General features: G+C 74.3%; 23 protein-coding genes. 9 read left to right on the top strand and 14 right to left on the bottom strand.

Annotation, left to right across the window (positions count from 1 at the left end; translation table 11 throughout):
- Window positions 1-18 precede the first annotated feature (18 nt).
- The 4 genes from egtD to egtA are packed head-to-tail and all read right to left on the bottom strand — an operon-like array spanning window position 19 to window position 4,410.
- Window positions 19-981: an L-histidine N(alpha)-methyltransferase gene (gene egtD, locus ACIQGV_RS15655; protein WP_402494849.1), complete on the bottom strand. Its 963-nt coding sequence runs from the start codon at window positions 979-981 to the stop codon at window positions 19-21.
- Window positions 978-1,769, bottom strand: a complete 792-nt coding sequence (gene egtC, locus ACIQGV_RS15650) for an ergothioneine biosynthesis protein EgtC (RefSeq protein WP_402494848.1) — start codon at window positions 1,767-1,769, stop codon at window positions 978-980. The genes egtD and egtC overlap by 4 nt, the downstream gene beginning before the upstream one ends.
- On the bottom strand, window positions 1,769-3,088 hold the full coding sequence (egtB, locus tag ACIQGV_RS15645; RefSeq protein WP_402494847.1) for an ergothioneine biosynthesis protein EgtB: 1,320 nt from the start codon (window positions 3,086-3,088) through the stop codon (window positions 1,769-1,771). The genes egtC and egtB overlap by 1 nt, the downstream gene beginning before the upstream one ends.
- A complete protein-coding gene (gene egtA, locus ACIQGV_RS15640) occupies window positions 3,085-4,410 on the bottom strand; it encodes an ergothioneine biosynthesis glutamate--cysteine ligase EgtA (protein ID WP_402494844.1) in 1,326 nt (441 codons plus the stop codon). Before egtA ends, egtB begins: the two co-directional genes overlap by 4 nt.
- A gap of 325 nt (window positions 4,411-4,735) precedes the next feature.
- Between egtA and ACIQGV_RS15635 the strand changes: the two genes are divergently transcribed.
- Window positions 4,736-5,548: a TIGR02452 family protein gene (locus ACIQGV_RS15635; protein WP_402494842.1), complete on the top strand. Its 813-nt coding sequence runs from the start codon at window positions 4,736-4,738 to the stop codon at window positions 5,546-5,548.
- Window positions 5,549-5,557: 9 nt separating this feature from the next.
- Here the strand turns inward: ACIQGV_RS15635 and ACIQGV_RS15630 are convergent, their stop codons facing one another.
- From ACIQGV_RS15630 to ACIQGV_RS15615, 4 genes are all read right to left on the bottom strand, one after another.
- The gene (locus ACIQGV_RS15630; protein WP_402494839.1) at window positions 5,558-6,004 is read right to left on the bottom strand and encodes a type II toxin-antitoxin system PemK/MazF family toxin; all 447 of its coding nucleotides are present in this window, start codon (window positions 6,002-6,004) and stop codon (window positions 5,558-5,560) included.
- Between the two features lie 47 nt (window positions 6,005-6,051).
- Window positions 6,052-7,473 (bottom strand): flotillin family protein, encoded by a 1,422-nt coding sequence (locus tag ACIQGV_RS15625; protein WP_402494838.1) that lies wholly within the window; start codon window positions 7,471-7,473, stop codon window positions 6,052-6,054.
- 121 nt (window positions 7,474-7,594) lie between these two features.
- Window positions 7,595-7,813, bottom strand: coding sequence for a hypothetical protein (locus ACIQGV_RS15620; RefSeq protein WP_402494836.1), 219 nt, complete (start codon window positions 7,811-7,813; stop codon window positions 7,595-7,597).
- A gap of 27 nt (window positions 7,814-7,840) precedes the next feature.
- A complete protein-coding gene (locus ACIQGV_RS15615) occupies window positions 7,841-9,265 on the bottom strand; it encodes an amidase (RefSeq protein ID WP_402494835.1) in 1,425 nt (474 codons plus the stop codon).
- Window positions 9,266-9,433: 168 nt separating this feature from the next.
- Between ACIQGV_RS15615 and ACIQGV_RS15610 the strand changes: the two genes are divergently transcribed.
- The 4 genes from ACIQGV_RS15610 to ACIQGV_RS15595 all read left to right on the top strand — a co-directional run bounded on the left by ACIQGV_RS15610 (window position 9,434) and on the right by ACIQGV_RS15595 (window position 13,062).
- Window positions 9,434-10,078, top strand: coding sequence for a peroxiredoxin-like family protein (locus ACIQGV_RS15610; protein WP_402494833.1), 645 nt, complete (start codon window positions 9,434-9,436; stop codon window positions 10,076-10,078).
- A 105-nt stretch (window positions 10,079-10,183) separates the two neighbouring features.
- Window positions 10,184-10,789 (top strand): LysE family translocator, encoded by a 606-nt coding sequence (locus ACIQGV_RS15605; RefSeq protein ID WP_402494831.1) that lies wholly within the window; start codon window positions 10,184-10,186, stop codon window positions 10,787-10,789.
- Window position 10,790: 1 nt separating this feature from the next.
- Complete coding sequence (locus ACIQGV_RS15600; protein ID WP_402494829.1) at window positions 10,791-11,501, top strand: B3/4 domain-containing protein; 711 nt, start codon at window positions 10,791-10,793, stop codon at window positions 11,499-11,501.
- A gap of 13 nt (window positions 11,502-11,514) precedes the next feature.
- A complete protein-coding gene (locus ACIQGV_RS15595; protein ID WP_402494827.1) occupies window positions 11,515-13,062 on the top strand; it encodes a PLP-dependent aminotransferase family protein in 1,548 nt (515 codons plus the stop codon).
- Between the two features lie 266 nt (window positions 13,063-13,328).
- Here the strand turns inward: ACIQGV_RS15595 and ACIQGV_RS15590 are convergent, their stop codons facing one another.
- Both ACIQGV_RS15590 and ACIQGV_RS15585 read right to left on the bottom strand, forming a co-directional pair.
- Window positions 13,329-13,982: a DUF305 domain-containing protein gene (locus ACIQGV_RS15590; protein ID WP_402494825.1), complete on the bottom strand. Its 654-nt coding sequence runs from the start codon at window positions 13,980-13,982 to the stop codon at window positions 13,329-13,331.
- A 102-nt stretch (window positions 13,983-14,084) separates the two neighbouring features.
- Window positions 14,085-14,495: a DUF6153 family protein gene (locus ACIQGV_RS15585; protein ID WP_402494823.1), complete on the bottom strand. Its 411-nt coding sequence runs from the start codon at window positions 14,493-14,495 to the stop codon at window positions 14,085-14,087.
- Window positions 14,496-14,762: 267 nt separating this feature from the next.
- Here ACIQGV_RS15585 and ACIQGV_RS15580 point away from each other — a divergent pair, with 267 nt between their 5' ends.
- The gene (locus ACIQGV_RS15580; protein ID WP_402494820.1) at window positions 14,763-15,935 is read left to right on the top strand and encodes a magnesium and cobalt transport protein CorA; all 1,173 of its coding nucleotides are present in this window, start codon (window positions 14,763-14,765) and stop codon (window positions 15,933-15,935) included.
- Window positions 15,936-15,959: 24 nt separating this feature from the next.
- Here the strand turns inward: ACIQGV_RS15580 and ACIQGV_RS15575 are convergent, their stop codons facing one another.
- Together ACIQGV_RS15575 and ACIQGV_RS15570 are read right to left on the bottom strand one after the other, a co-directional pair.
- Window positions 15,960-17,021 (bottom strand): protein kinase family protein, encoded by a 1,062-nt coding sequence (locus ACIQGV_RS15575; RefSeq protein ID WP_402494818.1) that lies wholly within the window; start codon window positions 17,019-17,021, stop codon window positions 15,960-15,962.
- A 285-nt stretch (window positions 17,022-17,306) separates the two neighbouring features.
- Entirely contained in the window at window positions 17,307-17,870 is a 564-nt protein-coding gene (locus ACIQGV_RS15570) for an NAD(P)H-dependent oxidoreductase (protein WP_402494815.1), read from the bottom strand.
- Between the two features lie 184 nt (window positions 17,871-18,054).
- Here ACIQGV_RS15570 and ACIQGV_RS15565 point away from each other — a divergent pair, with 184 nt between their 5' ends.
- Both ACIQGV_RS15565 and ACIQGV_RS15560 read left to right on the top strand, forming a co-directional pair.
- Window positions 18,055-18,720, top strand: a complete 666-nt coding sequence (locus ACIQGV_RS15565; protein WP_402494814.1) for a TetR/AcrR family transcriptional regulator — start codon at window positions 18,055-18,057, stop codon at window positions 18,718-18,720.
- 120 nt (window positions 18,721-18,840) lie between these two features.
- Window positions 18,841-19,875, top strand: a complete 1,035-nt coding sequence (locus ACIQGV_RS15560; protein ID WP_402494811.1) for a LacI family DNA-binding transcriptional regulator — start codon at window positions 18,841-18,843, stop codon at window positions 19,873-19,875.
- Between the two features lie 70 nt (window positions 19,876-19,945).
- Here the strand turns inward: ACIQGV_RS15560 and trxA are convergent, their stop codons facing one another.
- Window positions 19,946-20,326, bottom strand: a complete 381-nt coding sequence (gene trxA / locus ACIQGV_RS15555; protein ID WP_402494810.1) for a thioredoxin — start codon at window positions 20,324-20,326, stop codon at window positions 19,946-19,948.
- A gap of 141 nt (window positions 20,327-20,467) precedes the next feature.
- Here trxA and ACIQGV_RS15550 point away from each other — a divergent pair, with 141 nt between their 5' ends.
- Window positions 20,468-21,895, top strand: coding sequence for a dihydrolipoyl dehydrogenase family protein (locus ACIQGV_RS15550; protein WP_402494809.1), 1,428 nt, complete (start codon window positions 20,468-20,470; stop codon window positions 21,893-21,895).
- An 18-nt stretch (window positions 21,896-21,913) separates the two neighbouring features.
- On the opposite strand, the gene ACIQGV_RS15545 is transcribed toward ACIQGV_RS15550, so the two are convergent.
- Complete coding sequence (locus ACIQGV_RS15545; RefSeq protein ID WP_402494808.1) at window positions 21,914-22,561, bottom strand: peptide deformylase; 648 nt, start codon at window positions 22,559-22,561, stop codon at window positions 21,914-21,916.
- Between the last annotated feature and the right edge of the window lie 77 nt (window positions 22,562-22,638).

Genomic DNA, 22,638 nt, shown 5'->3' with positions numbered 1-22,638 from the left:
GGGGTCCGGGCCGGCGGTTCACCGGACCGTGCTCAGCGACAGTGCGAACCTCCCCTGAGCGTCCGTCCACCAGTGGCTCAGCTCCAGCCCGGCGGAGGCCAGTTCGGCGCGGACACCGTCCTTGCGGAACTTGGCCGACACCTCGGTGCGCAGTTCCTCGCCCGCCGCGAAGTCGACGGCGAGGTCCAGCGCGGGGATCTTCACGCTCTGGTCGCTCCGCGCGCGCAGCCGCATCTCGATCCACTCGCGCTCGGTGTCCCACAGGGCCACGTGCTCGAACGCGTCGGGGTCGAAGTCGGCGTCCAGCTCGCGGTTGACGACGGTCAGCACGTTCTTGTTGAACGCCGCCGTCACCCCGGCGGCGTCGTCGTACGCCCGGACCAGGACCTGCTCGTCCTTGACCAGGTCGGTGCCGAGCAGCAGCGCGTCTCCCGGGGAGAGCATCGCCCGTACGGACGCCAGGAACCCGGCCCGCTCCGCGGGCAGCAGGTTGCCGATGGTGCCGCCGAGGAACGCCAGCAGCCGCGGCCCGGGGGTGTCCGGCAGGCTCAGTTCGGCCGTGAAGTCGGCGATCAGCCCGTGCACGTCCAGCCCCGGGAAGTCCGCCACCAGCGACTTGCCGGCCTGGGCGAGCGCGCTGTCGCTGACGTCGACGGGGACGTACGTCTCCAGCGACGTCAGCGCGGCCAGCAGGTGCCGGGTCTTGTCGGAGGAGCCCGAGCCCAGTTCGATCAGGGTGCGGGCGGGCAGCGCGGCGGCGATCTCGCCGGACTTCTCCAGCAGGATCTCCCGCTCGGCGCGCGTCGGGTAGTACTCGGGCAGTTCGGTGATCTGCTCGAACAGGTCGCTGCCGTGGGCGTCGTAGAACCACTTCGGCGGCAGCGTCTTGGGGTGCGCGGTCAGGCCGTGCCGGACGTCGGCGCGCAGGGCGGCCTCCATGGCGTCCTCGGCCAGGATGCGGGTGAGAACGAACGGGCTCACGGACGGGGCTCCTTCACGGTTGCGTCGGCCGAGGCGTCGCTCGGTTGTTTGAGCGGGGAGAGCAGCACGTCGGCGTCGGTCGCCACGAGCAGCGTGCGGTCGGGGACCTCCCGCCACAGGGGGTCGTCGTCATGGGGCTCCGAGGCCACGACCGTGCCCTCGCCGGGCGCCGTGCGGTACCACAGGGTGTCCCCCCAGGCCGTCGCGGCGACGGACGTGCCGTCGGTCAGCAGCAGGTTGAGCCGGGAGCCCGGGGCGGCGGCGGCCACCTCGGGGACCGTGTCGGCCAGCGCCCGGCCCATGTCGTCCCCGGCCCGCAGCCGGGCCAGGACCAGCGCCCAGACCAGCGCGGAGTCGTTGCGCGCGGCGAGCGAGAGCAGATCCGCCGGCGGCAGACCCGCGGCGACCCGCGCGAGGGAGTCCGGCCAGCCGGTGACGGCGCCGTTGTGGCTGAACAGCCAGCGGTCCCCGGCGAACGGCGCGGCCGCGGCCTCCCCGTCGGGGCTCGGCACGGTCGCGTCCCGCACCGCGGCGAGCAGCGCGCCCGTCCGCACCACCCGTGCCAGGTCGGTCAGTCCGCAGTCCGCCCAGATGGGCCCGAATCTGCGGTAGCGCGCCGGCACGGGGTCGTGCCCGGCGTACCAGCCGATGCCGAACCCGTCGGCGTTGACCGTTCCGTGCCGCTGACGCCGGGGCGCCCACGACTGGCGGAAGAGCGAGTGCGACGGTTCGGACAGCAGCCGCCCGAGCGGCACCTCGGGCCCCACATAGGCCAGATGACGGCACATCAGACGGACTCCGAGCGCGCGGTGCGGAACCCGGAGAAGATCTGCCGGCGGATCGGGTAGTCCCAGTTGCGGAAGGTGCCCCGGCAGGCGACCGGGTCCACCGCGAACGAACCGCCGCGCAGCACCTTGTACTCGGGTCCGAAGAACACCTCCGAGTACTCCTTGTACGGGAACGGCGCGAAGCCGGGGTACGGCAGGAAGTCGCTCGACGTCCACTCCCACACGTCGCCGATCAGCTGCCGTACGCCGAGGGGCGACGCCCCCGCCGGGTAGCTGCCCGCCGGGGCCGGGCGCAGATGCCGCTGGCCGAGGTTGGCGTGCTCGGGCGCCGGGTCGGCGTCGCCCCAGGGGTAGCGCCGGGAGCGCCCGGTGGCGGGGTCGAAGCGGGCGGCCTTCTCCCACTCGGTCTCGGTGGGCAGCCGGCGCCCGGCCCAGCGGGCGTAGGCGTCCGCCTCGTACCAGGACACGTGCAGCACCGGCTCCTCGGGCGGCACCACCTCGGTCACCCCGAAACGGCGGCGCAGCCACTGACCGGCCTCGCGGCGCCAGAACAGCGGCGCTTGCACCGAGTTGAGGCGGATGTGGGCCCAGCCCTCGGGTGCCCACCAGCGCTCCGTGTCGTAGCCGCCGTCCTCGATGAACGCCTGGTAGGCGCCGTTGGTGACCGGCGTCGTGTCGATCAGAAAGGGCGCCACCTCACGCCGGTGCGCGGGGCGTTCGTTGTCCAGCGACCAGGGTTCGGCGGAGGTGCCCATGGTGAACGGGCCGCCGGGCACGAGGACCTCGGCCGGGCCGGTGAACGGCGGCACCGGGTCCGGGTCCGGGGCGGTCAGCGCCTGCGGGCCCCGGCGCAGCTGATGGGTGATCAGCATCGTCTCGTCGTGCTGCTGTTCGTGCTGCGCGATCATCCCGAACGCGAAACCCGCCTCGGTCAGCCGGGTGCCCTGGAGCGTCGCGCCCTCCAGGACGTCGAGGACACGCCCGCGCACCTCGGCCGCGTATCTGCGGGCCTCGTCGGGCGGCAGCAGCGGCAGCCGGGGCCGCTCGGCGCGCGGGTGCTCGAAGGCGTCGTAGAGGCTGTCGATCTCGGGCCGTATCGCCTCCTGCCCGGCGACGGCCCGCAGCAGCCACTGCTCCTCCTGGTTGCCGATGTGCGCCAGGTCCCACACCAGCGGCGACATCAGCGGCGAGTGCTGCGCGGTGAGATCCGGGTCCTCCACACAGCTGGTCAGCAGGGTGGTGCGGGCGCGGGCGGTGGTCAGGGTGGTGAGCGCCCGCTCGCGGAAGGGCTCGGTGTCGAGGGCCGGCTCGGTGGTCATGCGGAGATGTCCTTCCCGTGCGGGACGGACCTCGCCCCGGCGGGCGGGGGGAGGTGCGTGCCGTGGACGCGGTCGAGCAGATCGTCGGCGGGGCAGCGGCCCCGTGCCACGTAACGGTCCGTGTACGCCGCGACGGCGTCCGTGACCTCGGTGCCCGCCCCCATCCGGGGCAGGGCCTCCAGCGCCGCCGCGAAGCAGATCCCGGCGACCTCGCGCAGCTCGGGGTCGGCGAGTCCGAGACGGGCGGCGTCCCGCCACAGCGGATTGTGCGGCGCGGGCAGCGACAGGGACCGCTCGGACAGCGGCTTGACCGCGCGGTAGGCGGTCTCCGCGGCCTCGGGGTCGTCGAACAGGGCCGTCGTCACCGCGAGCGGCACGATCCAGCCGTCGTCGCCGGGCTGCGCGTCGATCATGCGCAGCTCCAGATGGCCGCGCGGTCTGACCGGCGGGAACAGCGTCGTGACGTGGTAGTCCAGGTCCTCCCGGGTGGGCGGCCGGGGCACGCCGGAGCGGGTCCACTCCCGGAAGGTGAGCCCCTCGGGCACCTCCCAGGCCCCGTCCTCCTGCCGTACGCACATCACCGGCGCGTCCAGCACGTGCCGGGCCCAGGCGGTCCGCGGGTCGCCGTCCAGCGGGGGCGCGCCCGCCCGGCCGGGCCCGATCCGCGTCCACGTCAGCTGCCGGGTGGAGCGCCAGCCGGTGGGCTCGCGGCCGGCCAGCGGGGAGTTCGCAAAGGCGGCCACCAGGACCGCGCCCAGCTGGTGGGCCAGCCACCAGCGCCGCCCGAGGCCGAGCGGCCCCGGCTCCTCGTACCCGGCGTCGAGGCACACCTGCACCGACGCCGAGGTGCACATCATGGCGCGGCCCGCCGGACCGGTGCGGTCCAGGCAGGTCTCCATCGCGTCGTAGCGCGGGGACCGCAGATAGCGCCGGGGCGGGCGCCACGGGTCCTGGCCGAAGCCGAGGAGCGCGAGACCGTCCTCACGCAGGACCGCCCGTACGGCGGCGAGGTCGGCGGAGACGGTCGTGATCGCGTCCGTCAGGGACGCGGCGGGCGGCGAGCTCAGCTCCAGCTGGCCGCCGGGTTCCACGGTGAGCGCCGATCCCAGCGGGACGGCGCGCAGTGCGGCGTAGAGCGCCGCGAGACGTTCGGGCGCCACGGGGAGCCACGGCCGGTGCGGCTCGTGGATCAGCCATTCCACCTCGACCCCGACCGTGCCGGGTGGTCCGGTCTTGAAGCATATGCCCCGTACGAGGGCCTCGACCTCGGCCTCGGTGATGGCCCTCCGGGGCTCCGTACAGTCGCCTGCCGAATCGGACATCTCAGGATCCTCCAGAGAATTCCTTCGTGCCGCCGACCCGGTTACCCAGGGCCCCGGCCGGCCTCATCCGTCCCAGCCAAGACCCTCGCAACGATTCGCACAAGGGTGCCCCGCACGACTTCCGGGAGTATGAACCTCCGATTCCGCGACCTCGTCTTGATCTTGCCTGGTCACTCCGGGGCGGGGGCCGGGGCGGCGCCGTCCGTTTCCCGTGAGCCTCGGAAAACCCTTTGCCCGCACGTCCCAGCATTGCGCAGGATGCATGCATGAGCACCACGGGGGAGGGCGCGGGACGCGCGCTCACGGCGCCGACGGGGGTGGCGCCGTGAGCGCGCGTCTGCGCGATGTCGCGCGGCAGACGGAGGAGATCGTCGCGGCCGGGGTCTACCGGGCACCGGCCGGGCACGAGGTGACGATCGCCGGGGCCGTGGCGGCGGCCCGGGCGGGCACCCGCCTGTACGGCCCCGGACCGGTGCCGGTCCCGCCGGCCGATCCGGTCGTCACGACCGTCGAGGTCACCGGGGAGAGCAGTCTGGAGGCCGCTCGCCGGGTCGGCGGCCGCGTCGCCGTGCTGAACTTCGCCTCGGCCCGCAACCCGGGAGGCGGTTTCCTCAACGGTGCCCAGGCCCAGGAGGAAGCGCTGTGCCGTGCCTCGGCGCTGTACACCTGCCTGCGCGCGGTGCCCGGCTTCTACGACCATCACCGCGCCCACCGTGACCCGTTCTACACCGACCGTGTCATCCACTCGCCGGCCGTGCCGGTCTTCCGTGACGACCGCGGCGGCCTGCTGGACGAGCCGTACCCGGCCGGCTTCCTCACCGCTCCCGCCCCGAACGCGGGCGTGGTGCGCCGCACGGCACCGGAGCGCGCCCGCGAGCTGCCGGACGCCCTGCGCGTGCGCGCCGGACGCGTCCTGGAGACGGCCGCCGCCGAGGGCTACGGCCGGCTGGTCCTGGGCGCCTGGGGCTGTGGGGTCTTCCAGAACGACCCGGCCCAGGTGGCAGGTGCCTTCCATGCGCTGCTGAGGCCCGGCGGCCGGTTCGCGGGGAGGTTCGGGCACGTGGTCCTCGGTGTGCTGGACCGCACCCGGGACGCGACCGTCCGCACCACCTTCGAACGCGTGTTCGCGGACCTCTGAGGGTCTGTCTCAGGTCCAGCCGTAGCGCTGGTGCAGACGGTGCCGGACCCGGTTGAACCGCCCGAGGTCCAGGGCGCACGCCTCACGGCGCATGCCCTGCTCGTGCAGGCGCAGCACACGGTCGACGTCGACCCAGGACTCCCGGCCCGAGCGGTCCCAGGGGCCGCAGCCGATCGGGACCCACTCCCGCTGATGGTCGTGCCGCTTGCTCGACAGCTGCACGGCCAGCAGGGTGCCCCTGCGCTCACGGGCCACCACCAGCACCGGCCGGTCCTTGCCCCGTCCGTCGTGCTCCTCGTAGGGAACCCAGGTCCAGACGATCTCACCGGGGTCGGGGTCGCCGTCGTGGGCGGGCGCGTACTCGGTGTGCACCCGGCCCACCGCGTGCGGATCGACCTCGACGGTCGCGTGCGGGCCCCAGCGGCCCGGGCTGTTCTCTTCGATGGAGGCGGTCACGGGGGCACCCTAGAGGGTGCCGCCGCGACCGTGTGCGCCGATCCGGCTCAGCCCTTGTCGACCTGGACCTTCCGTACGGATTTCACCGGGACTTTCTGGACCGGTACGTCCGCGTCCCCGTTCGCCGGCGGAACGACGCCGTTCGCCGGCGAAGTGCCGTTCGGCCCGCTCTGGTTCATCGAGGCGAGCAGTTGCCGGGCCAGCCCCAGCCCCGTGCCGCCCATGGTGAGGGCCTTGGCGAACAGATCCGCCATGCCGTCCGCGCCGTTCAGCAGCACCATGTTGTCGACGCTGCCGAACGCGGACGCGCCGGCCTGGACGATCTCCGGCCACTTCTCCGCGAGTTGCTGGGCGACGACGGCCTCCTGGTTCTCGGCCAGCGCGGCGGCCCGCGCCTTGATGCCCTCCGCCTCCGCGAGGCCCTGGGCCCGCATCGCCTCGGCCTTCGCCAGACCCTTGGCCTGGGTGGCGGCCGCCTCGGCCTCACCGGTCGCCCGGGTCTCACGTGCCTTGGCCTCGGCCGCGGAGATCCGCGCGTCCCGCTCGGCCTCGGCGAGCGTGCGCTTCTCGTACGCCTTGGCGTCGGCGGGCTTGCGCACGTCGGCCTGGAGCTGCTGCTCGCGCCGGTTCGCCTCCAGCTGGGCGACCCGTGTCTCCTGGACGACGACCTCCTGGCGGGCCGCGGCCTCGGCGAGGGGCCCCGCCTGCCGGGCCGCCGCGGACGCCTTGTCCTGCTCGGCCTGGTAACCGGCCTTGAGGATCTCGCTGTCGCGGGTCGCCTCGGCCATCCGCGCGAACGCCTGCTGCTCCGCCTCGGTGGCGAGCCGGTCGGCCTCCGCCTGCGCGATACGGGCGTCACGCCGCACGGCCGCGGTGTGCGGGGCGGACAGGTTCTTGATGTAGCCGGTCGGGTCCTCGATCTCGTGGATCTGCAGCGAGTCGACGATCAGGCCGAGCTTCTCCATCTCCGTGCCACAGGCGGCGCGCGCCTGCCCGGTGAGTTTCTCCCGGTCCCGGATCATGTCCTCGACCGTCAACCCGCCCACGATGGCGCGCAGATGACCGGCGAACACCGTGTGCACCCGCTCCGCCATGAGCTTCTGCTGGTCCAGGAAGCGGCGGGCGGCGTTCGCGATCGACACGAAGTCGTCGCCGACCTTGAAGATGACCACGCCCCGCACCTTGAGCGGGATGCCCTGGTGGGTCACGCAGTCCACGTGCAGTTCGGTCTGGTTGAGGTCGAGGGACAGCTTGCGCACCGCCTGCACCCCCGGCAGCACGAGCGTCCCCCGTCCGGTGACGATCCGGAACCCCATGCCCTCCTCCAGCCCCTCCAGCCTGTGCTTGGAGCCGGAGATGATCAGAGCCTCGTTGGGTTCCGCGACGCGCCACATCAGTTTGAACAGACCGATCAGAACGAGCAGGGCGGCGAGCGCCGTCCCTGCGATGACGCCGACGGACATCGGCATGCACCCCCTGTTCCGGGTGCCTCTCGGCACCGAGCGTACCCGGAGTGTGAGGCACGCCACAGGCGGTGTACAGGGGCTTCCGGGCCGCTGTTGCCCGCTTGGTACAGAGGCCGGCTGCGCCTCAACTGCCGTACACCGCCGAGACGTAGACGGTCCGCGGCGGCAGATACTCCACGACCGTCACCACCGTGCCCCGCTCGATGCGCTCCGTGCCGGTGGCCGCGTAGGCGAGAAAGTGCTCGGCGCCGCCGCGCACCCGGACGATCACCTCGCCCACGAGCCCGGGCCCGACCGTGCCGGTGACCCGCCCCAGGAGCCCGACCATCGTGGTGTCGTCCATGGTCACAGCGTACGGGTCGCAACCGCCTTACGCCGCCGGTGAGTCCACCCCGGCCTCCCACGGCGGCCGGTGCTCGTGCCAGCGCAGCTCCGCCTCCAGCTGTGCGGCGAGGGACACCAGCAGCGGCTCGCTCGCCGCGGGCCCGAGCAACTGGGCGCCCACGGGCAGCCCGCCGGTGACGAACCCGGCCGGCACGTTGACACCCGGCCAGCCCAGGACGTTCCACGGCCAGGCGTAGGGGCAGGCCGCGATCATCGCCCGGTCGGTGGCGAACCCGCCGAGCCCGAGCATGGCCCCGATCCGGGGCGGGGGAGCGGCCGTCGTCGGGGCGAGGACGACGTCGTACGAGGTGAAGAACGCGCCGATACGGCGGTGCAGCACCGCCTCCGCCCGGCGTGCCGCACGCAGCGGGACCCCGCCGAGCAGCCGGCCCAGCCGGGCGGCGTCCCGGGTGCGCGGGTCCAGCAGCGCGGGGGAGGGCGCCTCGCGCACGTACTCGGCGATGCCGGCGGTGGCACGCGGCACGAAGGCCAGCCCGATCTGCCCGTAGGGCGGGTCCGCCTCCTCCACGGTGTGGCCCCACGCCGCCAGTTTCTCGGCGAGTCCGACGACCCGGGCGCGGATCTCCGGGTGCAGCCGGGCGGGCACGGCGGTGAACGGGGGCTTGAGCGCGAGGGCGATCCGCAGCCGGCCCGGGTCGCGGCCGACCGCCGCCGAGACGTCGAGCGGCGCGGGCCGGTGCGGGTCCAGCGGGTGGCTGCCGCTCGCCGAGTCCAGCAGCAGGGCCGCGTCGGCGACCGTGCGGGCGAGGGTGCCGTTGACGGTGATGCCCTGGAACGCCTCGCCGCGCGGCCAGGTGGAGATGCGTCCGCGCTGCGGTTTGATGCCGATCAGATGGGTCCAGGAGGCGGGGATGCGCACCGACCCGGCGCCGTCCGAACCGAGCGCGGCCGGGACCAGGCCCGCGGCGACGGCGGCCGCCGAACCGCCGGACGAACCGCCGGGCGTGTGGCCCGGGTTCCACGGATTGCGGGTCGCGCCGAACGCGGGCCCCTCGGTGAACGGCCACTGCCCCAGCTCGCAGGTGTTCGTCTTGCCGACGATCACGGCACCGGCCGCGCGCAGCCGCCGTACCGCCTCGCCGTCCTCGGCGACCGGCGGGAACTCACCGGGGCAGCCGAACGCGGTCGGCTCGCCCGCCACGTCCATGTCGTCCTTCACCGCGACCGGCACCCCGAGCAGCGGCCGGCGTGTCCCGGCGGCCAGTTCCCGGTCCGCCGCGTCGGCCTCGGCGAGCGCGGCCTCGGCCCGGACGACCCGGAAGGCGTTGAGCGAGCCCCGGGTCGCCTCGATGCGGGCGAGGCTCTGCTCGACGAGCGCGCGCGAGGTCACCTCCCCGCAGGCCAGCGCGCGGGCGGTCTCGACGAGACCTGCGGCAGGGTCGAGCGTCATACGGACACCTCCGGGGCACGTGGGCACGCGGTCCTACCGAACGGTAACGTCCGCGGCCCGCACACGGAACGCCGTCGGCGGAGAAGATCGGCGTGCGCGGGGCGCGGCTATCGTGGGACGGCCGTTTCACGTTCGTCACCCTGTCAACTCCTCCTAAGGACCGGCCAGATGAGTCTCGACGCCGAACTGCGCACCTTCTTCGAGTCCCGGTACGCCGAGTTGCCCGCCGCCTCCCGCGCGGTCATGGAGCGCGCCGCGGCCGAACTCGCCGAGTCCGGACAGGCCGAGCACGCGCTGGGGGCCGGGGACCGGGCGCCCCGCTTCGTCCTTCCGTCCGCGGCCGGCGGCACCGTCGACCTCGACGGCCTCCTCGCCGAGGGCCCGGTCGTGCTCACCTTCTACCGCGGTGCCTGGTGCCCCTACTGCAACATCGCCCTGCGCGCGCTCCAGCTGCACCACGAGGAGATCCGGGCCCGCGGGGCCCGCCTGGTGGCCGTCTCGCCGCAGATCCCCGACGAGTCGATGTCGCTGGCCGAGAAGCACGACCTCGCCTTCGAGGTGCTCAGCGACATCGGCTCCGACACCGCCAAGCAGTACGGTCTCGCCTTCGACCTGCCCGACGACCTCGCGGCCGTCTACGATTCGTTCGGCATCGACCTCCCGCGCGTCAACGGCGGCCACGCCCGCACCCTGCCGCTGCCCGCGACCTATGTCATCGGCCGCGACGGCATCGTCCGCTGGGCCTTCGTCGACACCGACTACACCCGGCGTGCCGAACCGTCCGACATCCTCGCGGCCCTCGACGCCCTGTAGGGGCCTGGCGGGTTATGGACCTGTGAACCCCGCCCTCTTTGGATCTGTCCGCCGTACCAGTACCCGGGCACAGTGGCAGACACCTGGAGCTGAGCGGAGATTCCCTTGAGCGTCGCCTTCCTGGTGACCACCCTGATCGTGGTGGTCACCCCCGGCACCGGCGTGGTCCACACACTCGCCGCCGGACTGTCCCGAGGCCGCAGGGCGAGCGTGGTCGCCGCCCTCGGCTGCACCCTCGGCATCGTGCCGCACCTGGTGGCGACGGTCACCGGGCTCGCGGCGCTGCTGCACACCAGCGCCGTCGCCTACCAGACCGTCAAGTACCTCGGCGTCGGCTACCTGCTGTACATGGCCTGGGCCACCCTGCGCGACCGGGACGCCCTGACCGTCGCCGCCTCCGGCGAACCGCGGTCCGCCGCGCGGACGATCGTCTCCGGGGTGCTGCTCAACCTGCTCAACCCCAAACTCACGATGTTCTTCGTGGCCTTCCTCCCGCAGTTCGTCCCGGCCGGCGCGGAGGGCTCCGCCCCGGCGATGCTGCGGCTCGGCGGCGTCTTCATGGCCCTCACCTTCGTGGTCTTCACGGCCTACGGCCTGTGCGCCGCGGCCGTCCGCGACCGGGTGCTCGCGCGGCCCGGGGTCCTCACCGGGATCCGCCGGGTGTTCGCCGTCTGCTTCGTGGGCCTGGGTGCCCGGCTGGCGGTGGCGTGAGATGCGCTTCCGCCATGCGTCCGCCGTGCGCGCGCAGTACCCCGAACTGACCGCGGGCGCGCTGTACGCCTCCGGCGTCGGGACCCTCGCCGGAACCGGCCCCGCCGTCGAGGCCCACACCGCCCGGGCCGTGGCCCGGCTGGCCGGTTCCACCGAGGGCGAGTTCCCCGAAGTCCTCGCCTGGCGAAGGGCGTTCACCAGGATGGGCCTCAGACCCACGCAGTACCGCTGCGCCTCGGAGTCCCTGCTGCGCCGGCTCCGCAAGGAGGGCGGTCTCCCGCGCATCCACCCCGTCGTGGATCTGTGCAACGCGCTCTCCGTCGCCTGGGCCGTCCCGGTGGCCGCGCTCGACGCCGACCGCATCGCGGGTCCGCTGCTCGAGGTCCGTCACGCCGAAGGCGGCGAACGGTACACGCCGTTCGGGGGCGGCACCGAGCATCCCGTGCCCGGCGAGGTGACCTTCGTCGACTCCGGGGGACGCGCGCACGCCCGCCGCTGGACCCACCGGCAGAGCGGCCACTCCGCGGTCGGCCCGCACACCCGGCGGATCCTGGTGGTCACCGAGGCCATGCACGACGACGGCCCGCTGACCGTCCCGCTCCTGCTGAAGACACTCGCCGAGGAACTGGCCGCACACCGGCCGGCCGTCGTCGAGTCCGCCGTGCTCACCGCGGAGCGGCCGGAGTTCACCTTTGCCGGCGAAGGCGCGTGACACCATCGGCGGCGTGGACGACGAGGTGGCGAGGGGGACGACCGCAGCCGGGGACCCCCCGCACCCCGACGCGCCACGACGGGCCGCCGCCGACGCCGCGCCGGGGGACCCGCAGGGGCGCGGTTCCGACTTCCTCCTGCTCGACGCCGCCGCCGTGCCCGCCACGGGCAAGGCGGACTGGCTGGCCGGGCGGCTGCGCCAGGCGATCGCCGACGGACGGCTGGCCGTCGGCGGCAGGCTGCCGTCCACCCGGCTGCTCGCCGCCGAACTGGGCCTGTCCCGGGGCGTGGTCACCGAGGCGTACCGGCGCCTCGCCGAGGACGGCCGGACCGAGGGCCGCCGGCGCGGCGGCACGGTCGTGGTCGCGGCACCCCGCCCGGAGCCCGCGGCGCCCGAGGCACCGCCGGACCCGGCACCGGACGCCCTGTTCACCGGGGAGCCCACGACGGACGTCTTCGACGCGCTGCGCGCCGCACCGGCCCGCGTCGACTTCACCCCCGGCCGCCCCGACCTCGCGGTCTTCCCCCGTACGGCCTGGCTGCGCGCCGAACGCGCCGTGCTCGCCGAGCTGTCCGCCGACACCCTCGGCTACGGCGACCCGCGCGGCGCCCCCCGGCTGCGCCGCGCCGTCACCGACTGGCTCGCCCGCAGCCGGGGCATCCGGGTCTCCCCGGACGAGGTGATCGTCGTGGCCGGCACCGCCCAGGCGCTCGCCCTGCTGAACCCCGTCCTGCGCGCGGAGGGCGTCGACGCCGTCGCCGTGGAGGAGCCGGGCTCGCTCGGCACCCGTCAGCATCTGCACTACGCCGGCCTGGCCACCCCGCCGGTGCCGGTCGACGAGGACGGCGTACGCGTCGACGCGCTGCGCGCCACCGGAGCCCGCGCGGTGCTGCTCACCCCGGCCCACCAGTTTCCCACCGGGGTGGTGACCAGCGGCGAAAGGCGCCGTGAGCTGCTGCGCTGGGCGCAGGAGGGCGGGCTCATCCTGGAGGACGACTACGACGCCGAGCACCGCTACGACCGGCCGCCGGTGCAGGCGCTGCGCGCCCTGCTCGCCGACCGGGTCTGCTATCTCGGCAGTGTGTCCAAACTGCTCGCGCCCGCGCTGCGGATCGGCTGGACGGTGCCGCCGCCCCGGTACCGGGCCGCGCTGACCGACGCCAAACGCTTCACCGACCTCGGCAACCCGGTGCTGCCCCAGCTGGTGCTCGCCCGGCTGATGGAGTCCGGCGATCTGGAGAGGCATCTGAGGATGCTGCGCGGCCGTCACCGGCGCCGCCGTGACGCCGTGATGGCCGCTGTCGGCGAGCATCTGCCGGGCGCGGTCGTGCACGGTGCCGCCGCCGGTCTGCATCTCACCGTCACCTATCCGCAGGACGTGCCCGACACCGCGCTCGCCGCGGCCGCGCTGGCCCGTGGAGTGAAGTGCCATCCCCTGTCGTGGCACCGCCAGCTCCCGGGCCGCCCCGGTCTGGTCCTCGGCTACTCGGCCACGCCGCCCGGTGTCGCCGCCGAGGGCGTGGCGGCCCTCGGCCGCGCCCTGCGCGAGCTGTCGTCCTGAACGAGTCCGGCGGCGTGCCGCCGGGCCCGTCCGTCCGGCCCGTCCGTCCGGCGGCGTGCCGCCGGGCCCGTCCGTCCGGCCCGTCCGTCCGGCGGCGTGCCGCCCAGCCCGTCCGTCCGGCGGCGTGCCGCCGGGCCCGTCCGTCCGGCCCCTCCGTCCGGCGGCGTGCCGCCGGGCCCGAGGGGCGTCCGACGGCTTGGGACAGCCGCCGGACGCCCCTCGGGTGCCGTTCGCCGGTGACCCGACCCGACCTGGCGTGATGCCGGTCAGCGCGCGCCGAGAAGCCGGTTCATCTCCTCGATCTCGGCGCTCTGCGCGGTGACGACCTCTCCGGCCATCGTCCGGGCCGGGCCGTACCGGCCCCGCTCCTTCTCGGCGGTCGCCATCTCCACGGCGCCCTCGTGGTGTTCGACCATCAGGGACAGGAACTTCGTGTCGAAGTCCCGGCCGGACGCCTCGGCCAGCGCGGTCATCTCCTCGTGGTCCGTCATCCCGGCCGTGCCGGAGTGACCGGCGTGGCCCGTGCCGGACGCGGGCGCGTCCTCGCCCCAGGCGTCCAGCCAGCCGGACATCGTCTCGATCTCCGGCCCCTGGGCCTTCTCGATGCGCGAGGCCAGGTCCCGGACCTCGGCGGAGGAGGCCCGGTCCGCGGCCAGCCCGGCCATCTCCAGGGCCTGCCGGTGGTGCGGGACCATGCCCTGCGCGAAGGACACGTCCTGGGCGTTGTGGGTGCCGCCGGACGCGCCCGCCGGGGCGGGTTCCCGGCCGGCGGAGCTGTCGGCGGAGGGAGAGCCGGAGTGCGAGGCGGAGTGGGAGCCGGAGGTGCCGTCGCCGCCGCAGGCCGCGAGGACGAGGGCCGCGGCGACGGCCGCCGCGCCGGACGCGGCGCGGCGGAAGAGCGTACGAGTGGTGCTGGACATGCGTGGACTCCTGCGGTGTGCAGTGGTGTCGCGCCCGGGGGCGCAGGACATGGCCGGGGACCGCGCGGCGCCGCCGGGGGCGGCGCACGGCGGGGCCGTGTCCTATATCCGCAGGAGCTGCAGCTCGGCGAGCGAGGGAGGGGAGCGGCCGCCCTCGGGGCCGCCCGTCGCGGCGGGCCGCCCGGCGTACGGCGCCGCGGCCCGGTCGGCCGGGCCGGGCAGCGGCGGGTCCAGCGAGGGGCCCGCGCCGACGGCACCGGAGGCACAGGTCGCGTCGGCGTGGTGCAGGTGTCCGCCGCCGTCGCCGTGGCACACCGACTCGGCGTCCCGGTCCGGCCTCATGGCCGTGCCGTCCTGCGCGGCGGCCATGGCCGGGTGGTGACCGGAGACGGAGGCGGTCCCGCCCGGGGCGAGGCCGTGCATGCCGAGCAGCCCGACCAGCAGCCCCCACGCCAGGAGCACGGACCACCGGTTCGGCGGCACCGCGCGGCGGAGCGGGGTCGGGGCTGTCACGCGGCACATGCTACGGAAACCGGTCGAGTCCGGCCGCAGGGGCCCGCCGTCGGCCGCGTCAGCGCACGTGAGGCCCGCCGGTCGTGCGCGGCCACCTGACGCGCCAGGCCGCCCGGCTCGACGCCCGCCGGTGCCGCTGACGCGGAGCGTCCGGACCCCCCGGCGGCATCGGGCACGCCCCCGGGGAACCAACCGGTGGCGCACGATCTCCGCCCCGGGGCTAGCCTGAACCACAGGGACGAGGCGCTCCCCCTGGAGGTTGCAGCCATGGCCGACTGGCGCGGTCGCGCGGTACGAGCGGGCAAGCGGCCCTTCAACCGGCCGCAGCCCGTGCTGGTCGGCCCCGGCGAGGAAGCGCCCGAGCACACGATGGACCCGAGGGCCGACGAGGAGCAGGAACCGGCGTCGGCCTCCCTGGCGCGCAGCGTCGTCGACGCGGGCCTCTACCGCAACGGGCACCGGATCGAGACCCCCTCCTCGCTGGCGGAGATCTACCGCAGGCTGCCGGGCGAGCCGGGCACGATGGCCTGGATCGGCCTGTACCGGCCCGCGGCGGGCCAGCTGCTGGCGGCGGCCGAGCAGTTCGACCTGCACGAACTGGCCGTCGAGGACGCCATCGTCGCCCATCAGCGGCCCAAGCTGGAGCGCTACGGCGACACCCTCTTCGTGGTCCTGCGCGCCGCCCGCTATCTGGACGAGGTCGAGGAGGTGGACTTCGGCGAGATACACCTCTTCATCGGCCCCGACTTCGTCCTCACCGTCCGCCACTCCCAGGCCCCCGACCTCGGCGCGGTCCGCGCCCGCCTGGAGAAGGACCCGGAGCTGCTGGCCCTCGGCCCGGAGGCGGTGCTCTACGCCGTCCTGGACGCGGTCGTCGACGGCTACGCGCCCGTCATCGCCGGCCTCCAGAACGACATCGACGAGATCGAGACCGAGGTCTTCGGCGGCGACCCCAAGGTGTCGCGCCGTATCTACGAGCTGTCCCGCGAGGTCATCGAGTTCCAGCGCGCCGCCCGCCCCCTGCTGGGCATCATGCGCGACCTGGAGGCGGGCTTCGAGAAGTACGGCACCGACGAGGAGCTGCGCCGCTACCTGCGCGACGTCGCCGACCACGCCACCACCGCGGCCGAGCGCGTCGACGGCTTCCGGCAGATGCTGGAGAACATCCTCACCGTCAACGCCACGCTCGTCTCCCAGGCGCAGAACGAGGAGATGAAGCTGATGGCGGAGGCCGGGCACGCGCAGAACAACGAGATCAAGAAGATCTCCTCCTGGGCGGCCATCCTCTTCGCCCCGACCCTCGTCGGCACCGTCTACGGCATGAACTTCGACCACATGCCGGAACTGCACTGGATCTTCGGCTACCCCTTCGCCCTCGGTCTGATGGCGGTGGTCTGCGTCAGCCTGTACCTCGTCTTCAAACGCCGCGACTGGCTGTGACCCCGGCGGGGACCGTCGTGCGGATCATGCCGTTCCGAGCGCCTGCCGCAGCCGGGCCGCCGGGACCGGGGTCCGCTTGCTGCGGGTGAGCAGCAGGCGCAGGAAGTCGTCCAGGACGAGCGAGGCCCGGGCGTGCCGGTCGACCAGCGCGGCGATCCCGGGCGGGACGGCCACGGGGGAGCGGCCCGCGACCCACGCCCGCAGGAACTCCTCGTGCGGGACCTCGCCGCGCAGCCGGTCGAGCAGGTGATGGCGCAGGAGGTGCGCGGGCGCGTAGGCGCGGTCGTAGTCCAGGTGGCCGGTGAGGAAGGCGCTCTCCTCGGGGGAGAGGTCGAAGTCCCGGCTCAGCGCCAGACCGAAGTCCGCGAAGTACACCCGGTGGCCGTCGGTGAGCAGATTGTCGAAGTGCGTGTCGAAGTGGACCAGGCCCCGCGCGCGCAGGAAGGACGTGCCCCGGGCGAGGGCCTCCTCGGCCCACCGGTAGACCCGGGCGTCGGCCGCGCCCCGTGTCCCGCGCGCCTCGGCGAGCCACGCGCCCAGGGTGTGCGGCACATGCTCCAGGAAGAGCACCAGCGACGAGGAGGCCCGGCCGATCGCCTCCAGCCGGCGCCGTACGGCCCGGGAGCCGTCCCAGTGGGCGACCGCCCCGTCGATGCCGCCGAACACGTCGGCGAACCCGGACGGCGGTTCGTCGGGCAGCACCCGCCAGTGGTGCAGCAGCGGAAACCCGGCGTACTCCTCCCGGAGCACCCAGCCGGTGGTCATGAGCTGAGCGGCCAGTTCGCGCCAGGCGCCGAACCCGGCCGAGCCGATCCCGTACTGGTAGAACAGCGGAAGTCCGAAGACGTTGGCGGTCGACCGCAGATGTCCGGGCCGCAGTTCCAGCTCCGTCAGCGGCACCCGCTTGACGAAGACCGGGGTGCCCGCCACCTCCAGCCGTGCCGACCGCCCGCCGACCCCGGAGCCGAGCGGCTGCGCGCCGGCCACCGCCTCGGCGAGCCGGCGGTCGCTGAGCAGCGACAGCCGGGTGCCCACCGTCACATGGGAGGCCAGCCGGTCCCGGTGCGACGCCCCTGACTCCTCCATACGCCCCCTCCGCGCCCCGCACTTCCGCGACGAGAGCCGATCATGTCAGCCGGGGGTCGCCCCGCGCAGCCGGGCGTGCCCGCCCCGGACACGAGGAAGGGGCCGCCCCGGGCATGCGGACGTGCCCGTCCCGAGCATGTGGGAGGGGCCGTCCCGGGCATGCGGGAGGGGCCGTCCCGGGCATGCGGGAGGGGGCGTCCCGGGCATGCGGACGTGCCCGTCCCGGGCATGCGGAAGGGGGCCGCGCCCAAAGGCTGCGGCCCCCTTCCGGGACTGCGGCGCCGCTCAGGCCGCAGCCGCCTCACCCGCGTGGCCGCGCACGAGGGAGAGAACCTCGACCAGCTGCTCGACGACCTCGGCGTCGTCGGCCGGGTGGATCTCGGCGAAGCGGGTCACCGAGCCGGCGACGGCCAGCTTGACGTCCTCCAGGACCTTGGCACCGGCGATGCCCACGGCCTTGCGGGCCTCGTCCTGCGCCCATACGCCGCCGTGCTGGCCGAAGGCGGTGCCGACCACGGCCACCGGCTTGCCCGCGAGGGCACCGGCGCCGTACGGACGGGACAGCCAGTCGATGGCGTTCTTCAGGACGGCCGGGATGGTGCCGTTGTACTCGGGGGAGAACAGCAGCAGGGCGTCGGCGGACCCGGCGGCCTCACGCAGGCGCAGGGCGGACTCCGGGACGGAGCCCTCGACGTCGATGTCCTCGTTGTAGAAGGGGACCTCGGCCAGACCCTCGTACAGCTCGATCTGCGCGCCCTCGGGAGCGTGCTTCACGGCCGCCTCGGCGAGCTGGCGGTTGTGCGAACCGGCGCGAAGGCTGCCGACGAGCGCGAGGATGCGGACAGACATGACTACTCCTGAGGGCTGGAACTGTGCCGTCTAACTATCCGGACCGGGGTCCGTTGAAAGTTGTACCACTAATCCGGACCGCGGTCCAGTTCTCCGGACCGGCTAACCGGACCCTGGTCCATTTCTGTGTACCAGCTAACCGGACCGCGGTCCAGTTTCATTCCCGATGGTTTACGCTGGTGTCATGTCCGCCGACCTCCCCCTCCTGTCGTCGCCGCCGCAACAGCCGGACACGGGCGTCGAGTTGATCCAGCTCGGAGCGCCCGACGACGAGCCGTGCCTGCGCGCCGACGCCGCCCGCAACCGGGCCAGGCTGCTGGACGCCGCCGCCCGCCTGATCGCCGAGCACGGCGCGGCCGGCGTGACGATGGAGGCCGTCGCCGCGGCCGCCGAGGTCGGCAAGGGCACGGTCTTCCGCAGGTTCGGCGACCGCACCGGACTGCTCACCGCGCTGCTCGACCACTCCGAGCGCCGGTTCCAGGCCGCCTTCATCGGCGGGCCGCCCCCGCTCGGTCCCGGCGCGCCGCCCGTGGAGCGGCTGCGGGAGTTCGGCTGTGCCGTCCTGCGCCGCACGATCGAGCAGCTGGACCTGATGCTCGCCGCCGAACCCAGCAGCGACCGCCGGTTCGCCGCGGCGGCCCGGCGCGCGCTGCACGCCCACGTCGCCATGCTCCTGCGGCAGCAACTGCCCGGGGCGGACGCCGAACTGCTCGCCCACACCCTGATGGGCTACCTCAGCCCCGTGCTCGTCCACCACCTCGTGAGGCAGTGCGGGATGCCCGTCGAACGCCTGGAGGCCGGCTGGCTCGACCTGGTCGCGCGGGTGACGGGCACCGAACCGCCCCGCTGATCCCGTGCACGGCCCCGCGAAAACCTCAACTGCCGTCTACGCGCGGCAAGTCGGTAGAAAACTCAAGCACCGGATCCCGGCCGAAGCCCCCTGCCCCGGCTCTGCCAAGATGCCTGAGTCATGGTGCAGATACCGAAACAGTCCGCCTCGTCGCCGTCCGTGCAGCCCGCCGTCCCCACCAGCGCGGACGTGGCGCGGCTGGCCGGGGTCTCGCGTGCGACCGTCTCCTACGTCCTGAACAACACCAGCGCCGTCCGGATCAGCGAACCCACCCGCCGCAGGGTGCGCGAAGCCGCCGAGGAACTCGGCTACGTACCGCACGCCGCGGCCCGCAGTCTGCGCGCCGGGCACAGCCGCACCGTGCTGATGCCCGCCCCCGCCGTCCCCGTCGGACCGCTCTACAGCCAGTTCCTGAGCGACCTCCAGTGGGCCCTCGGGCGACTGGACTACACCGTCGTCCAGTACGGCACCGTCGGTCTCACCGGCGACGACGCCGCCCGCGCCTGGGCCGAACTGCGCCCCGTCGCCGTCCTGGTGCCCGGTTCCGGCCTCGGCCCGCAGGGCGTGGCCGTGCTCAAACGCTCCGGCGCCCGGGCCGTCGTCACCATCGGACCCGCCTCCGTCGACGGCGCCCACGCCCTGCTGATGGACCACGAGGAGGTCGGCCGCGCGGCCGGCGCCCATCTGCACGCCCGCGGCCGCCGCCGTGTCGGGGTCGTCGTCCCGGCCGAACCCGGTCTGGACGCCTTCTCCGCACCCCGGCTCGCCGGGGTGCGCCGCGCCCTGCACGGCACGGGCGCCGACGTGCGTGAACTCCCCCTCGCCTACGAGGAGGAGTCCGCCGCCGGGCTCGCCGCGCGCTGGCGCGGCCTCGGTCTGGACGCGGTGTTCGCGTACAACGACGAGTACGCGATGCTGCTGATGCGCGCCCTCCAGGACGAAGGCGTCCGGGTCCCCGAGGACACGGCCGTGATCGGTGCCGACGACCTGATGCTCGGACGGCTCCTGAGACCGAGGCTCAGCACCGTCCACATCGAACTGCCCTCCGCGCGCGACCTCGCCGAACTCGTCGACCGCGCGGTCCGCGACCCGGGAGCCGCTCCCGAGACCCACAAGGTCCTGGGGGCCACGGTGATCCCCCGCGACTCCACCTGACCCGCGGGGATCACACCCCGGCCGGGACCCGGCCCGTGGGGGTCACGCCCCTGGGACCCGGCCCGCGGGGTCACGCCCCCTGGGACCCGGCCTGCTGCGCGGCGACCGCCTTGCGCACCTCGTCCATGTCCAGCTTCCGGGCCTGCCCGATCACGTCCGCCAGCGCCGCCTCCGGGAGCGCGCCCGGCTGCGCGAACACCGCCACCTGGTCACGGACGATCATCAGCGTCGGGATCGACTGGATCCCGAAGGCCGCGGCCAGCTCCGGCTGCGCCTCGGTGTCGATCTTGCCGAAGACCAGGTCCGGGTTGTCCTGCGCGGCCTTCTCGTAGACCGGGGCGAACTGACGGCACGGCCCGCACCAGGACGCCCAGAAGTCGATGAGGACGAACTCGTTCTCCGTGACCGTCCGGTCGAAGTTCTCCTTGGTGAGCTCCACAGTGCTGCTCATGGCGTGAATCCCTCTTCCTGGTGTCGGGTGAGCCGTCCGCACCAACGCGAGAGGACGGGCGGGTATTCCAGGCGTGCACCGTCACGCAATCGCGCGCGTACCCGTGTGGCCACGCCGCACACCACCCGCAAGACTGGCCCCATGACGGAAACGGATTCCAACGCGTACGACGTCGTGGTGCTCGGAGCCGGGCCCGTGGGGGAGAACGTCGCCGACCGCACCCGCGCGGCCGGCCTGTCCACCGCGGTCGTGGAGAGCGAGCTGGTCGGCGGCGAGTGTTCCTACTGGGCCTGCATGCCCAGCAAGGCCCTGCTGCGCCCGGTCATCGCCCGCGCCGACGCCCGCCGCCTGCCCGGTCTGAGCCAGGCCGTCCAGGGCCCGCTGGACACGGCCGCGGTCCTCGCCCGACGCAACGGCTTCACCGGGGACTGGCACGACGACGGCCAGGTCCGCTGGATCGAGAGCATCGGCGCCGACCTGTACCGCGGCCACGGCCGCCTCGCCGGACCGCGCACGGTGGAGGTCACCGCCCCCGACGGCACCCGGCACACCCTCACCGCCCGGCACGCCGTCGCCGTGTGCACCGGCACCCGCGCCCAGCTCCCCGATCTGCCCGGCCTCGCCGACGTCAGGCCCTGGACCAGCCGCGAGGCCACCAGCGCCCGGGCCGCGCCCGCCCGGCTGATCGTCGTGGGCGGCGGCGTGGTCGCGACGGAGATGGCGACCGCCTGGCAGGCACTCGGCTCGCAGGTCACCGTACTGGTCCGCGGCAAGGGCCTGCTGAACCGGATGGAGCCCTTCGCCGGGGAACTGGTGGCCGAGGGGCTGAAGGAGGCCGGCGCCGACGTCCGCACCGGCACCTCCGTGGAGTCCGTGACCCGTGAGAACGGCACGGTGGTCGTCACCACCGGCTCCGGGGAGCGTATGGAGGCCGACGAGATCCTCTTCGCCACCGGCCGCGTCCCGCGCACCGACGACATCGGCCTCGACACCGTCGGCCTGGAGCCCGGCACCTGGCTGCCCGTCGACGACAGCCTCCGGGTGACCGGCACGGACTGGCTGTACGCCGTCGGCGACGCCAACCACCGCGCCCTCCTCACCCACCAGGGCAAGTACCAGGCCCGCATCGCCGGCGCGGCCATCGCCGCCCGCGTCTCCGGCGAAGCGGCGACGGAGCCCTGGAGCGCGCACACCGCCACCGCCGACCACGCCGCCGTCCCGCAGGTCGTCTTCACCGACCCGGAGGCGGCCGCCGTCGGACTGTCCCTCGCCGAGGCGGAGCAGGCCGGCCACCGGGTCCGCGCCGTCGACACCGAGTTCTCCTCGGTCGCGGGCGCGGGCCTCTACGCCGAGGGCTACCGCGGACGCGCCCGGATGGTCGTCGACCTGGACGACGGGACCCTGCGCGGGGTCACCTTCGTCGGACCCGGCGTCGGCGAGCTGATCCACTCGGCGACCGTCGCCGTGGCCGGACAGGTCCCGGTCGGCAGGCTCTGGCACGCCGTACCGTCGTATCCCACGCTCAGCGAGGTCTGGCTGCGGCTGCTGGAGGCGTACCGGGACAACTGACGGCCCGGGGCGGGCTGTTCAGCCGGGCAGGTCGAAGCCGAGGGCCCGCGCGGCGGCCGCGGGCGTCGGCTGGGCCCAGCGCTCGGCCATGGCCTGCGCGGACGCGAGCGAGCGCAGCTCGGCCCGGTCGAGGTACAGCGTCCCGTCGAGGTGGTCCGTCTCGTGCTGGACGATACGGGCGGGCCAGCCGGTGAACACCTCGTCGAGCGCGCGGCCGTGCTCGTCCTGCCCGGTCAGGCGGACCATCGCCGGCCGGGCCACGACCGCCTGCCAGCCCGGCACGCTCAGACAGCCCTCGAAGAACGCCGCCCGCGACGGGCCGACCGGCTCGTACGACGGGTTCACCAGCACCCGGAACGGCTGGGGCACCCGGCCCCGCGCCAGCCGCACCTCCTCCGGCACCGGCGCCGGGTCCTCGACGACGGCGATCCGCAGTCCCACTCCCACCTGCGGCGCCGCCAGGCCCACTCCCGGCGCCGCCCGCATCGTCACGCGCAGTGCCTCCACGAACCGGGCCAGCAGAGCGGGCCCGAGCTGTCCGTCGTACGGCTCGGTGCCCTGCCGCAGCACCGGGTCGCCGGCCGCGACGATCGGCAACGGGCCTTCTGCGGCGAGGAGTCGTTCGACCTGCTCGGCAACGGTCGCGTGCGTGTGGGGAGATGCCATCCGGCCAGGATGCCACGCCGCCCCCTGACACCTGTCACCGAACCTGTGGCGCAGGTCACTTCACTTCGCGGGAACTC

Origin of the sequence: Streptomyces sp. NPDC093094, from assembly GCF_044754345.1 — a bacterium.
Lineage (GTDB): Bacteria > Actinomycetota > Actinomycetes > Streptomycetales > Streptomycetaceae > Streptomyces.
This window is presented reverse-complemented; position numbering and strand designations above follow the sequence as displayed.

Coding starts and splice junctions, on each gene's coding strand:
- egtC (WP_402494848.1), bottom strand. CDS start 1,769: ATGTGCCGTCATCTGGCCTATGTGGGGCCCGAGGTGCCGCTCGGGCGG.
- egtB (WP_402494847.1), bottom strand. CDS start 3,088: ATGACCACCGAGCCGGCCCTCGACACCGAGCCCTTCCGCGAGCGGGCG.
- egtA (WP_402494844.1), bottom strand. CDS start 4,410: ATGTCCGATTCGGCAGGCGACTGTACGGAGCCCCGGAGGGCCATCACC.
- ACIQGV_RS15625 (WP_402494838.1), bottom strand. CDS start 7,473: ATGCCGATGTCCGTCGGCGTCATCGCAGGGACGGCGCTCGCCGCCCTG.
- ACIQGV_RS15620 (WP_402494836.1), bottom strand. CDS start 7,813: ATGGACGACACCACGATGGTCGGGCTCCTGGGGCGGGTCACCGGCACG.
- ACIQGV_RS15615 (WP_402494835.1), bottom strand. CDS start 9,265: ATGACGCTCGACCCTGCCGCAGGTCTCGTCGAGACCGCCCGCGCGCTG.
- ACIQGV_RS15610 (WP_402494833.1), top strand. CDS start 9,434: ATGAGTCTCGACGCCGAACTGCGCACCTTCTTCGAGTCCCGGTACGCC.
- ACIQGV_RS15600 (WP_402494829.1), top strand. CDS start 10,791: ATGCGCTTCCGCCATGCGTCCGCCGTGCGCGCGCAGTACCCCGAACTG.
- ACIQGV_RS15590 (WP_402494825.1), bottom strand. CDS start 13,982: ATGTCCAGCACCACTCGTACGCTCTTCCGCCGCGCCGCGTCCGGCGCG.
- ACIQGV_RS15580 (WP_402494820.1), top strand. CDS start 14,763: ATGGCCGACTGGCGCGGTCGCGCGGTACGAGCGGGCAAGCGGCCCTTC.
- ACIQGV_RS15575 (WP_402494818.1), bottom strand. CDS start 17,021: ATGGAGGAGTCAGGGGCGTCGCACCGGGACCGGCTGGCCTCCCATGTG.
- ACIQGV_RS15570 (WP_402494815.1), bottom strand. CDS start 17,870: ATGTCTGTCCGCATCCTCGCGCTCGTCGGCAGCCTTCGCGCCGGTTCG.
- ACIQGV_RS15565 (WP_402494814.1), top strand. CDS start 18,055: ATGTCCGCCGACCTCCCCCTCCTGTCGTCGCCGCCGCAACAGCCGGAC.
- ACIQGV_RS15560 (WP_402494811.1), top strand. CDS start 18,841: ATGGTGCAGATACCGAAACAGTCCGCCTCGTCGCCGTCCGTGCAGCCC.
- trxA (WP_402494810.1), bottom strand. CDS start 20,326: ATGAGCAGCACTGTGGAGCTCACCAAGGAGAACTTCGACCGGACGGTC.
- ACIQGV_RS15550 (WP_402494809.1), top strand. CDS start 20,468: ATGACGGAAACGGATTCCAACGCGTACGACGTCGTGGTGCTCGGAGCC.
- ACIQGV_RS15545 (WP_402494808.1), bottom strand. CDS start 22,561: ATGGCATCTCCCCACACGCACGCGACCGTTGCCGAGCAGGTCGAACGA.